Origin of the sequence: Alicyclobacillus hesperidum (assembly GCF_900107035.1) — a bacterium.
GTDB classification, from domain to species: Bacteria; Bacillota; Bacilli; order Alicyclobacillales; family Alicyclobacillaceae; genus Alicyclobacillus; species Alicyclobacillus hesperidum.
Window position 1 is genome coordinate 1 of record NZ_FNOJ01000013.1, and the last position, 11,484, is coordinate 11,484.

An 11,484-nucleotide genomic window follows, 5' to 3' on the forward strand; every position below is an offset into this window, starting at 1 on the left:
CCGACTGGCCACCGGGCGTCGCAAACTGCGCCGTCCGCAGCGGCATCGACTACTATACTACGCAGGAAGGAGATTGTCTAGTGCGATTTTCTTAGCAAATAGATCCGGAAGCTATGAACCACCCCACGAACGGATTCGGCACCTCCTATTAAATGTTGCACGGCTATTCACCCAGCCGTCCAATGAGGTGCCCTTTGTAATTAAGTGCCCGGAAGTTTTCACCGCATTTTCTTCAGTCGGGAAGCCCGCAACTTATCATGTGGAAAACCCAGACCACAATTCGCCCTGGGCTTGCGCCTTAAAGACCCCAAAGACTCTCTGACAGCGAGAGGAATTGTCCACTTCCGTTCTACAATTCATAGCAATGAGTACTTTTACTTCGATGCAACGCTATAGGCCTAATCGTTATATCAAACGCTCAAACACATAAAAGCCAAGGTGACGGGTAAAGCCATGTTGGCGAAACGCCTTGATTCCTTTTCAGCAAAGGAACGCTGCCTACGTCCAAGATGGTTGATCAGACGTGAACATTACACTTCATGCAGCAACAAGCTCGCAACGCACCTCAAATGCCACCGAGATGGTTCTTGTTTTCGGCAACACAGGTGACTGTAGATTAATTCCAAACCATCATGTATAACCTTTCCCCCGATGTGCATTCTAAGTGGACGTTATTCGGTAGGTGAATGCGATACTTAGATGTAAGGATGGTGACGACTGACTATAGAACAAGACGTGCCGAACGCCGGTTTTTAAAGAAATTTGTTTTGAATGCTTGACTTGGTGCAAGATACGTGTTAGATTACCCAGTGCGCAACGATAACAAGTTGATGCGAGCCATTAGCTCAGTTGGCAGAGCACCTGACTTTTAATCAGGGTGTCGCTGGTTCGAATCCAGCATGGCTCACCATGCCACCTTGGCTCAGGGGTAGAGCGGCTCACTCGTAATGAGCAGGTCGTCGGTTCGAATCCGACAGGTGGCTCCATAATTAGGGGGCAATTTTAATGTGTTGCCCTCTAACCTTGAATAATCGTTGTTGGGGAATAGCCAAGCGGTAAGGCAACGGTTTTTGGTACCGTCATGCGAAGGTTCGAATCCTTCTTCCCCAGCCACACGTGCCCTTAGCTCAGCCGGATAGAGCGTTTGACTACGAATCAAAAGGTCGGGAGTTCGAATCTCTCAGGGCACGCCATCATCGGAGCATAGCGCAGCTTGGTAGCGCGCCTGCCTTGGGAGCAGGAGGTCGTGGGTTCGAATCCCGCTGCTCCGACCAGTTTCAGTGGTTGTACAAGCTGAAAAGTCAATATTCAGATTACCCGGAGTGGCGGAATTGGCAGACGCACACGACTCAAAATCGTGCGGGAAACCGTGCCGGTTCGAGTCCGGCCTCCGGGATTCGTGGGGGTATAGCTCAGCTGGGAGAGCACCTGCCTTGCAAGCAGGGGGTCGTCGGTTCGAATCCGTCTACCTCCACCACTTTCCTCGATAGCTCAGCGGTAGAGCATCCGGCTGTTAACCGGAGGGTCGTAGGTTCGAATCCTACTCGGGGAGCCAAACATGCTCCCATAGCTCAGTTGGCAGAGCGCATCCATGGTAAGGATGAGGTCACCAGTTCAAGCCTGGTTGGGAGCTCCACGTGGCCCCATGGTCAAGTGGTTAAGACACCGCCCTTTCACGGCGGTAACGCGGGTTCGAATCCCGCTGGGGTCACCATGAAAATTACCACTTGACGAAACTCGTAGGTTATGTGTAGAATTGATAAGTGCTTGCGCGGAAGTGGCTCAGGGGTAGAGCATCGCCTTGCCAAGGCGAGGGTCGCGGGTTCGAATCCCGTCTTCCGCTCCATGATTTCTTACTCTGCCCCGCCGAGCTTATGTGCGGCGGGTACGGAGAGAAATTTTCACATGCCTGCGGGTGTAGTTTAATGGTAGAACATCAGCTTCCCAAGCTGAGAGCGAGGGTTCGATTCCCTTCACCCGCTCCATGCGGCTGTAGCTCAGAGGGAGAGCACCACCTTGACACGGTGGGGGCCACAGGTTCGATTCCTGTCAGCCGCACCAACTGTAATTGGGACCGTCAATTGGTTCTGACAGTAAGGCCCTATCGTCTAACGGTTTAGGACGCCGCCCTCTCACGGCGGTAATAGGGGTTCGAATCCCCTTAGGGTCACCATCAGATGGAGTGATGGCCGAGTAGGTCGAAGGCGCTCGCCTGCTAAGCGAGTATACGGTCAAAAGCCGTATCGAGGGTTCGAATCCCTCTCACTCCGCCATGGAACTGTGGTGTAGAGGCCTAACATGCCTGCCTGTCACGCAGGAGATCGCGGGTTCGAATCCCGTCAGTTCCGCCACTTGCGCCCATAGCTCAGTCGGCTAGAGCGCACGACTGATAATCGTGAGGTCGGTGGTTCGAATCCACCTGGGCGCACCAAATCTAAGGCTGTCATACGAATCAGTATGACAGCCTTTTTCATTTAAAGATATAAATACAGAGTAAGCGATATATGTCCCCCTTCCCCAAACGAAATTAGAGTTGATTTTTCCCCTGTGCTCCGGGCTCGATTTACTTGCATTTCACCACGCAGCTCTACTCAACTACATCCCCCTGCTGTTTGACGTCTTGAAAGCGACTACTTTAAGCTTGCGTGTTGCCAAGGCAACAAATCCGTTGTAGGATAATCCCTTGTACTCTTCTAAGAATTTATGCATATGAGGTGAGTGACGTGCAAGAGGGGTTAAAGCGTGCTTTACGTACGCCCGAAGTGCTATTCATCGGCATGAATGGCGTGATCGGTGGAGGTATATTCCTGCTGCCCGGTCAAGTGTCTGCACTAGCAGGCCACCAAGCGCCGTGGTCATATTTAATCGCAGGACTTGTCGCAATTATGATTGGCCTTTCGTTTGCTGAGGCTAGCAGCATGTTCAATGAAACTGGTGGTTCATACATGTATGCCGAACGAGCGATGGGTCAAACGATCGCGGCGAGTGTAGGATGGATGAGTTGGCTAACGTTAATCGTCGGTTGGGCCGCACTCTCAAATGGGCTTATGGGCTATGTGACTTCACTTGTTCCAAGCTTAGCCCCGGCGAAAGACTGGATTGCTGCAGGAGTTATCGTGGCATTGTGCTTGCTGAATTCGCTGGGTGTTCGCAAAGGCTCTTGGGCAGTCATTTTCTTCTCTATCGTCAAGCTGATACCACTGGCATTGCTCGTGATCGTTGGGCTATTTATATATGAGCATCACACGCCTGCTGCATCTGCTTTGGCCCACAGCGCTCCGCAGATTAGCAAGGCGGTGCTTGTCTTGATTTATGCGTATGGTGGCTTCGAAATGGCGACGGTACAACAAGGTGAAATGGTTCACCCACGCAAGTCGGCCGTGATCGGCGTAATTGGTACATTAGTAGGCGTCACGCTGTTCTATTTGCTCATTCAAGAAGCCGCTGTGAAACTCGATCCGTCCCTCGCTACGTCGGCTACGCCGCTTGCGGACGCTGGACGCAACATGTTTCTGGGTGGAGCAACCGTGATGACCATTGGAGCTGTTTTGTCCATTCTGGGTACCAAGAGTGGTGTCGCTCTAACGGCTCCACGCATCCTTTACGCGCTATCCCTGCGTCGAGGACTGCCGGGGATCCTGGCGAAGATCTCGCCCCACTTTCAAACGCCTATCGTATCGATTTGGGTGACGGGCGTGATTGTCATTATACTTAGCGTCACGGGCACGTTTGAGCATTTGCTTATGCTTAATGTCGCTGCGCGCCTGTACGAGTATCTCGCCGTCTGTGTTTCCGTCATTGTCCTTCGTTTTCGCGCGAAAAACGAGTTGCGTTCCTTCCGACTCCCTTTTGGCGTCGCCATTCCGGCTATTGCAGCCGGGTTGTGCATTTGGCTGCTGAGTCAAGAAACCGCGGGTCAGCTTTTGCTTGCACTGGCAGCCCTGGCCATTGGGATGGTGCTATACGGAATCAGTCGCCGTACACAGGCCAAGTCGAGCGGGCATGATAGGGATCAACAACCGACTCGCAATGCCGGTTAAGAGGGCGATCACGCTGTGCATCCGAATGTGTTTGTTAGCCTATGGGTGAGGGAAACCGTCCCCTCACCCTCATTCGTCTTGAACTGTCGTCAGGCGCTTTCGCTTCGATTTAATGGCCATTGCGACGATTGACAGTAGCGGGATGGCGAGAAACGTGACGAAGAAATAAACAGGAACCGTATATGAGATAAAGTATTGAACATCGCTCGAACTGCTGAACAGAACCGTCGCCCCACACCATACCAACATCCCTCCTGCCAGTGTCGTAACACGGTGCGAGGACAGGCGAAATAAATCTTTCATTCCGATACACCATGCGTAGTGGAAGACAGCAACCTTTACAAAGATGGTCGAAATTACGGCGATCACATACAACGTATCGAGACGCTCAAGAAACCTCCCGACTCGAATATTACGGACGGCCTCCAATACCGGATAGCTCAAGTAATGAGTCGATGGTCCGACGACGCCAATAGTGAGAACCGTCACAAGCGTTAAGATAACTGTAGCCAATCCACCGGCAACCGCAACATCGCGTGCTGCATACCGCGTATTTCGCAAAAATACAATGAATTGAAGGCCAATGACCAGTTCCAGCGCATAATCGAAGTTCGATACGATGCCCCCTCGTAACACTGGCGTCCAGCCATCAGCAAGCACTGGCAGCAATTCATGAACGTCCATATGCTGCATTGATAAAAAGAACAAGATGGGTGCGATAAGCATCACTAATGGCGTGATGAACTCAGCATCGCGCATCACGACTTCCACGCCCATATAAACTGCATAGACGACTGCCAACATGGCGAACGCGCCGACCATATATTCAGGTGTCTTGGGCAGAATGGTGGTTCCAACGAAAATTTCCGCTTCTCGAACAACGGTGCAATTTGTAACGTACAAACAGATCAAAAACCAAACTCCAAGAATGCGTCCAACCCATGGACCGCAAGCTCTCACAACGGCGCTGGTGAATGACCGATTTGCAAAAGAGCGGGCGAACATCCATGTGACAATTACAACAGCGCACACACCAATCAAGAATAACAAGCTACTGATCCATGCATCGCGTACGGTAAATTGTGCAACCGCCGCGGGAACGGTGACTATTCCAGTGCCAAGAATGCACCAAATTAAAGCGATAATAAATTGATTTCGTGAAATTTGAGCCTTAGTCATGGTCCACCGCCCTCAAATGAATTCCTGAATACGTAGGTTGACCTTGTCGCTACGAATTTCTCCTCACCTTGTGCACGAACACAGCAAGCATGGGCATCAATAGGAGCGTGCATACAGCGTAAGCTGGACCTGTATAAAAAATGAATTGTTGCACGTCATCGGCATCCGCAAACAATACGTTTGCACCGCCCCATACCAATAAAGCTCCCGGAAAGACAGTCACACGATGAGACGACAATCGAAATACGTCCTTCATGCCAGTACACCATGCATAGTGGCAGACTGCCATTTTAATGAATATGGTTGTAATCACCGCAATCACATATAGAGTGTCCATTCGTTCAAGAAAACGGCCCACGCGAATGGTTCGGATAGCCTCTAGCACCGGGTAACTTAAGTATTGTGTCGAAGAACCCACTACACCTATCGTCAGAATCGTAAACGTCGTTAAGACAACAGTAATTATTACGGTTGCAATGCAAATATCCCTTGCCACTGATTGGCTACGATATACAAATGGGTTAAATTGGAGGACAATGATCATTTCCAATGCATATACAAGGATCGAAACAACGCCCCCGCGTAGAACGGGTGTCCACCCATCGGCTAACACAGGGAGCACCTCGTGAATGTCCATGTGTTGCATGGATAAAACAAAAAGGATGGGTGCTATCAACATGACCAATGGTGTAATGAACTCCGCATCACGCATAACCACTTCTATACCCATGTAGACCGCATATACAACAGCAACCAAAGCGAAAGCTCCTAATACATACTCCGGCGTTTTTGGTAGAATCGTCGTCCCAATAAACACCTCAGCCTCGCGAACGACGGTGCAATTTGTAATGTATAGCCCTGCCAAGAACCAGATGGCAAACGCACGCCCTACCCACGGGCCCAAAGCATCGACCAGAGCGTGTGTCAAGGAGCGTTTCGGAAAGAATCTCGTGAAGACGGCCGTGACCAAGGCCACCAAGCCCCCTCCAATAGAGAAAAGCATGGTACTTATCCAAGCGTCACGAACAGTAAACTGGGCTATGGCTGTTGGAATGGCGACGATCCCTGTACCAACTACGCACCATATCAGAGCTGTAATCAGTTGTGTTCTTGATATTCGGATATCGGACAACTAACCACCCACCTTCTACAAAATGTGATATAACCACTTCGTTGGTGGACGAAATAATGCATCGATCGGAGCCAGTAAGTGAACTTTTGAGAATAGATGCATCTCATAACCCACCGCCATGCCAAACGATATACCTATAAGCCCTATATAAAGCACGACTTCACGGCGTTTCGCCGTTCGTAACGACGACCAATCGATCACGACCATCGATAGAGACGCCACAAGCGATAACCAGATCACTGTGCCACCTCCGCCGTTGTTTTTCCGCTGCGTGAAACGGTCGACTCCGGAGTATTCAATGACAAGTTGGCGCGAACAATCTGGACGTTCGCTCTACACTCCACAGATATTTTCGGAAAAGAAGACAGCCAAGTGGGGCTCACTTTTCGCCAATAGTCTGGACTTTGTAAGAATATTCGTTTACCAAATTGGCACACATCTACATCGTCTTCTTGGAGCTTTAGAAGCGCGTTTCGCATGCTGCGCTCAATCTCTGACGAAGCCATGATATTGAGTTGTTTTAGCTTTACATCGTCCAGTTTCTCATGCGGACATAACTGCTCAATCTCTGCCCGCGCGTCCACGTGCAGATGTACGCTTAAATTGCCGCGATCGGGTCTTGCGTAAAAACGGGTCTTTGACCCAAGAATCCGAATGGTTGTGCCAGTCCCATCTCCCGCCCCGGTACAAGGCATCCGCAACGCAACTTGACGTGTTCTCCCGAGCAGCCAACCCAACCCTTGCATTTCGTCAACGGACAAGGTGTCCACCATGTGATCAGCACGGAAGATAGCTACACCTTGAAGAACTGGATGCCCCGATTGATTCAGTCCTATTAAGGCCATCACAGGCGCTTGCGAAGGCGATAGGTATTCTTCCATCACGTGCTGTTGTTCCGACTGCACGAAACGCAACTCTGTAGAGGACTGTTCCACAAGCTCACGTATGCCTAATGCATTAAGTGGCTCAGGATCGACTGAAGCTGAAAGCACGTCGGTAACCGAATCCGGTGTCACGAGGAACAGTTGATTGCGGCGAAAAGCTCGATCGCGCTCAAAGTAGTCCAACGCCCGGTCAATGCCGTTTCTCGCATAGGTCTCGCCAAACAAAACCAACATATTTTGCGCAAGATATACAGAATGCGGAATTTCCCTTTCGAATTTACCTATTGCATCTTCGATGGAAATTCCCGTTTCTTGTCGTACAATCACCGGCTGTCGACTACCGCTCGAGCTTGATCCCCCATCACTGGACGAAGGTGTACTCGCGGGATTGACGAACTCGGCTGTCACACTGACATGGTGATCCCTTGTCTCATCGATACCTAACGCAAGTACTAGGTTCATGTCATCTACTTCACGAATGTCGTAGCACCCAGGTAAGAGAAAGGCAGAGAGAACAACCTTGACAATGACAACTGCACGCCTCGGCGCCCAACGCGCTTCCCGCATCATGACTCGCTCAAATCCCAACCGGACGCTTTTTTCTGTTTCGGCACTGGCGTTCGGTTACTCACTTCGTTCACGGTCTCTAAGTGTGTAGGACGGCGTTTCATAGCAAACCAAGGAGCCCGAATAAACATGTCTTTCATGTCCGACCAGCTGAAAGGTGCGATTGGCGCCATATAAGGCACACCAAACGATCGAAGCGATACCAGATGTGTGACAAGAATAAGTGAAAGGATTAGGATCCCAACCAGACCACATATCCCAGCTGCAACGACAAATGCAAATTGTATCAGCCGACTGGAATTTACGAATCCGTATGCTGGCAAGGCAAATGAGGCTACCCCCGTGCCCGCAATGACGATAACCATTCCAGGAGACACGAGACCTGCACGCACGGCTGAATCTCCGACAATGAGCGTGCCCACAATACTTACAGATTGACCTACGGCTCTTGGTAACCGCGTGCCCGCTTCACGTAAAACCTCAAAAACCATCAACATAAGCAACGCCTCAATAATTGTCGGGAATGGAATACCTCGGTGTTGCGCTGCCACAGTGACAAGCAGTGGCGTGGGAAGCAGGTCTTGATTGTAGGACAAAAGTGCGACATACAACGCTGGCAGCAACAGCGATGTCCAGTAGGCAACGTGTCTGAGCATCCGGATAAAAAGTGTCAATGTGTAATGAAAGTAATAATCATCGACCGCCACTAGGAAGTGAATGAATTGGGCAGGAACAAGCAAACAATTCGGCGAACCATCGACCATAATTGCAATCCTGCCTTGTAACAGGTTTCCGCACACTCGATCCGGCCGTTCTGTTTCTTCTGTAGTCGGAAATAGTGTAAATGGCGCATCCCCTATCAGTTCACGCAATTTATTAATATCATTAAGGCCATCGACCGAAATGTTGTGAATCCGATGTATGGCCTCTTGCACCAATGTGGGTTTAGCTATTCCCTCGATATACACCACACAGACTGTTGAGTTGGAATATTCCCCGACTCTTACAGATACCGCTTTAAGCCGCGGACTTCGTATGCGTTTGCGCAACAACGCAAGATTCTTGTCAAGCTGTTCGATAAATGCCTCTTGAGGACCCTCCAGCGTTGGTTCATTCTCAGCCTTGTTAATCGAACGCCCTGGGGCATCACTCACGTCAAGTACCAGTGACTGAGATTTCCCCCGCATCCAGAGCACGACCTGACCATCGGCAACAGCCGCATTGAACTGGGATTTCGTTGAAATTTCGCGTACATTCACTGTGTGCAGAATGGACACAAGTTCGTTCATTTGGATACGACGGCGCGACACTTGCGCGAGTGGTTGAAGAATCCCACTTTCCAAACGCACCAAATCGACCAATCCACGCAACCAGACTAACGTGATGTTTTCCCCGGCCACCTCCAGTTCACGCGTCTGCAAGTCACTACAGTGGCCCCATTCCGCATCAAGCCATGCTCGCATGACATCTGAACGATCCGGTATCTGCACATCGCCGTCTGCAATGGTTTCACTCCAACCCATAGCCGTCATCGCAGAGCTTGTAGGTTGAACACTCTTCACTCGGCGAAATCGTGCAAACACGATATCCCCTCCCGACATCTGACTTGCCATAGAATGTGTATATTTGCCATGCAAAATACACAATTGCCAAAGTGTCAAACCTCGACCCCAGCGCTTTACACCAGTTACTACAACATCCTACAAAAAAACATCAGGCAACCTGGTTTCATCCAGGCCACCTGATGTAATCATCGAGCCCCAACAACCTATCCACAATTTGTACCCATGGACGCAACGGCCGTTTATGGCAACTGGTTTACCAGCCTATCCAAAATTACATACAGAGAATGCGCCCAACCAAGCGGTGTATTCTCATTCGGCATCCGCTGAACTGGGAGATACAACTCTGGTATCAAACCTTCTGGTGTCATGACCCTTTGCGTCCACTCCCAGTACCTACGGGCCGCATCGCCATTGCCAAGCGTCGCGTGACACAAACCCAACCAAGGTAATCCCATACACCATTCCGCTTCCCGCCCGTTATCGGCATAATAACGATCACCCGCGTACCGAATGACTCCATACTCGCGCAACAAGTGGTTTTCCACACGCTGAACGATCGCGCGGGCGATCTGTTTAGGTAGCAGGCGGTACGGATACACGAGGCTTAGTTGAGCCAAATCGACGTCATGCGTCGCGCTTTCCTGGGGGAGAAGTCGCCAAAGGGACACCATACCCTCACGAATCGTAGGGAAATCGACATCAAAGAACGGTTTGACGGCAAGTAACCCGGCCACGCATGCGCCTACGCTGCTCGCGTGTAATTCGACGGTTTCCTCCCACATTCCATTGTCCTTGTCGCTCCAGTAGGCAAGCGTTTTCAGGTAGCGGATCAATAGCCGCACCAGGTTTGCGTCCTCTGTGTCACGCAACATGGATCGATTTCGCTGCAGGCCGGTGCCAATACCATACAAGAAGAGGCCGATGGCATCATTCTGTGCATTGCCCCATGGTTCATGAATTTCTTCCAAAGTATCTGCCGTATATCTCGGGTGAATATATTGATAGACTGCCTCCGGACGCCGGTCGGCATGAAACGCAATTTTCCAAGCGTATTTTTTCCATATGTCGAATATACTGTGGTACATCTGCTCGTACTCATCGTCATCTTGATCCAATTTCGATAAAGAAACATAACAGTTATCGCGAATCCAAATGAAGTGATAGGTGTCGGATGGGCTGGCTAGGTAAAGACCGTTCTGTCTACGCAAACTGTCCAGGCCTTGCTGTACACGTTCTCGCATAAAGAACGCCCTCCCTTCCCCATTACACTAAGCACTTGGAAAGGAGGGCGTGCAATATTTGGGCACTTGTTACAGGTCTCGTTGTTATACAACAACACTCTTAAGGCATTACGCGAGTTCAACAGGCACTTGTACTTCAACGGGCAAATGGATACGGACTTTGCCTTGCAGCATGTCGATTTGCGACTGGTAGTACTGCTGCAGCGTTCCGACGTCTGACCAGTAACCATCTGCTGCATATCCATACAACGGGACACCAGACTTCAGCAACATGGGAAACAGTTCTTTTCCAAAATCAAATGAGCGATTCTCAGGAACATAATCCAAAACTTCTGGCTCAAGAATGTAAATTCCGGTATTGATCCAATAGTTCTTCCCTTGTATAAACGTTTTGGGTTTTTCTATAAACTGCGTGATGCATCCACTATCGTCCGTCGACACGACGCCGTAGCCAAGCGGGCAAGCGACTTGTTTTAAGAGTATGGTCACAGGAACACGCCGCTTTCGGTGGGCGGCGATAGCCTTCGATAAATCAAAGTCAGTGAGTCCGTCTCCACTCATCACGATGAATGTGTCGTCAAGTTTCGGCCGCAATGGCTTAATGCCACCCGCCGTTCCGAGTGGATGGATCTCCTCATGGTAATCGATCCGCACGCCCCATTTTGATCCATCACCAAAGTGGGAACGAATGTGTGCCGCCAAGTAACACACAGTGATCGTGATGTCTCGGATCTCGTGAGCTGCCAGCAGTTCGACGACATACTCCATCATAGGCCGATCCAGTAGCTGTAACATCGGTTTTGGCAATCGCTTCGTTAAAGGCTGTAATCTCGTCCCCTGGCCGCCTGCCATAATCACTGCGCGCATGGTCATACC

Annotated in this window: 8 protein-coding genes and 17 tRNA genes; 18 read left to right on the forward strand and 7 right to left on the reverse strand. The window is 50.3% G+C overall.

Going from position 1 to position 11,484, the window contains the following annotated elements; all coding sequences use genetic code 11:
- Window positions 1-834 precede the first annotated feature (834 nt).
- The 18 genes from BLU70_RS10010 (at window position 835) to BLU70_RS10095 (ending at window position 4,040) form a co-directional block, all read left to right on the forward strand.
- A tRNA-Lys gene (locus BLU70_RS10010) sits at window positions 835-910 on the forward strand.
- A 1-nt stretch (window position 911) separates the two neighbouring features.
- Window positions 912-986: transfer RNA gene (locus BLU70_RS10015), tRNA-Thr, on the forward strand.
- A 52-nt stretch (window positions 987-1,038) separates the two neighbouring features.
- Window positions 1,039-1,113 (forward strand) — tRNA-Gln (locus BLU70_RS10020).
- Window positions 1,114-1,116: 3 nt separating this feature from the next.
- Window positions 1,117-1,193, forward strand: a tRNA-Arg gene (locus BLU70_RS10025).
- Window positions 1,194-1,197: 4 nt separating this feature from the next.
- Window positions 1,198-1,274 (forward strand) — tRNA-Pro (locus BLU70_RS10030).
- 42 nt (window positions 1,275-1,316) lie between these two features.
- Window positions 1,317-1,396 (forward strand) — tRNA-Leu (locus BLU70_RS10035).
- A 5-nt stretch (window positions 1,397-1,401) separates the two neighbouring features.
- Window positions 1,402-1,477: transfer RNA gene (locus BLU70_RS10040), tRNA-Ala, on the forward strand.
- Window positions 1,478-1,480: 3 nt separating this feature from the next.
- A tRNA-Asn gene (locus BLU70_RS10045) sits at window positions 1,481-1,555 on the forward strand.
- Between the two features lie 5 nt (window positions 1,556-1,560).
- Window positions 1,561-1,636: transfer RNA gene (locus tag BLU70_RS10050), tRNA-Thr, on the forward strand.
- A 3-nt stretch (window positions 1,637-1,639) separates the two neighbouring features.
- Window positions 1,640-1,714: transfer RNA gene (locus tag BLU70_RS10055), tRNA-Glu, on the forward strand.
- Window positions 1,715-1,771: 57 nt separating this feature from the next.
- Window positions 1,772-1,846, forward strand: a tRNA-Gly gene (locus BLU70_RS10060).
- A 65-nt stretch (window positions 1,847-1,911) separates the two neighbouring features.
- Window positions 1,912-1,985 (forward strand) — tRNA-Gly (locus BLU70_RS10065).
- Window position 1,986: 1 nt separating this feature from the next.
- Window positions 1,987-2,061 (forward strand) — tRNA-Val (locus BLU70_RS10070).
- Between the two features lie 36 nt (window positions 2,062-2,097).
- Window positions 2,098-2,173 (forward strand) — tRNA-Glu (locus BLU70_RS10075).
- Window positions 2,174-2,179: 6 nt separating this feature from the next.
- Window positions 2,180-2,273, forward strand: a tRNA-Ser gene (locus tag BLU70_RS10080).
- Between the two features lies 1 nt (window position 2,274).
- Window positions 2,275-2,351: transfer RNA gene (locus BLU70_RS10085), tRNA-Asp, on the forward strand.
- A gap of 3 nt (window positions 2,352-2,354) precedes the next feature.
- Window positions 2,355-2,431 (forward strand) — tRNA-Ile (locus tag BLU70_RS10090).
- A gap of 292 nt (window positions 2,432-2,723) precedes the next feature.
- On the forward strand, window positions 2,724-4,040 hold the full coding sequence (locus BLU70_RS10095; protein WP_074693376.1) for an APC family permease: 1,317 nt from the start codon (window positions 2,724-2,726) through the stop codon (window positions 4,038-4,040).
- Window positions 4,041-4,109: 69 nt separating this feature from the next.
- Here BLU70_RS10095 and BLU70_RS10100 read toward each other — a convergent pair whose 3' ends face one another.
- The 7 genes from BLU70_RS10100 to BLU70_RS10130 form a co-directional block, all read right to left on the reverse strand.
- Entirely contained in the window at window positions 4,110-5,219 is a 1,110-nt protein-coding gene (locus tag BLU70_RS10100; RefSeq protein ID WP_074693377.1) for a GerAB/ArcD/ProY family transporter, read from the reverse strand.
- A 49-nt stretch (window positions 5,220-5,268) separates the two neighbouring features.
- Window positions 5,269-6,351, reverse strand: coding sequence for a GerAB/ArcD/ProY family transporter (locus BLU70_RS10105; protein WP_074693378.1), 1,083 nt, complete (start codon window positions 6,349-6,351; stop codon window positions 5,269-5,271).
- 15 nt (window positions 6,352-6,366) lie between these two features.
- Window positions 6,367-6,591: a hypothetical protein gene (locus BLU70_RS10110; protein WP_006447891.1), complete on the reverse strand. Its 225-nt coding sequence runs from the start codon at window positions 6,589-6,591 to the stop codon at window positions 6,367-6,369.
- Window positions 6,588-7,805, reverse strand: a complete 1,218-nt coding sequence (locus BLU70_RS10115) for a Ger(x)C family spore germination protein (RefSeq protein ID WP_074693379.1) — start codon at window positions 7,803-7,805, stop codon at window positions 6,588-6,590. The genes BLU70_RS10110 and BLU70_RS10115 overlap by 4 nt, the downstream gene beginning before the upstream one ends.
- Window positions 7,802-9,385 carry a spore germination protein gene (locus BLU70_RS10120; protein WP_244885179.1) on the reverse strand — a complete coding sequence of 528 codons (1,584 nt, stop codon included), beginning with the start codon at window positions 9,383-9,385 and terminating at the stop codon, window positions 7,802-7,804. The genes BLU70_RS10115 and BLU70_RS10120 overlap by 4 nt, the downstream gene beginning before the upstream one ends.
- A gap of 221 nt (window positions 9,386-9,606) precedes the next feature.
- Window positions 9,607-10,608, reverse strand: coding sequence for a glycoside hydrolase family 15 protein (locus tag BLU70_RS10125; RefSeq protein ID WP_074693381.1), 1,002 nt, complete (start codon window positions 10,606-10,608; stop codon window positions 9,607-9,609).
- Between the two features lie 108 nt (window positions 10,609-10,716).
- Window positions 10,717-11,475 carry a nucleotidyltransferase family protein gene (locus tag BLU70_RS10130; RefSeq protein WP_074693382.1) on the reverse strand — a complete coding sequence of 253 codons (759 nt, stop codon included), beginning with the start codon at window positions 11,473-11,475 and terminating at the stop codon, window positions 10,717-10,719.
- Window positions 11,476-11,484: the final 9 nt, after the last annotated feature.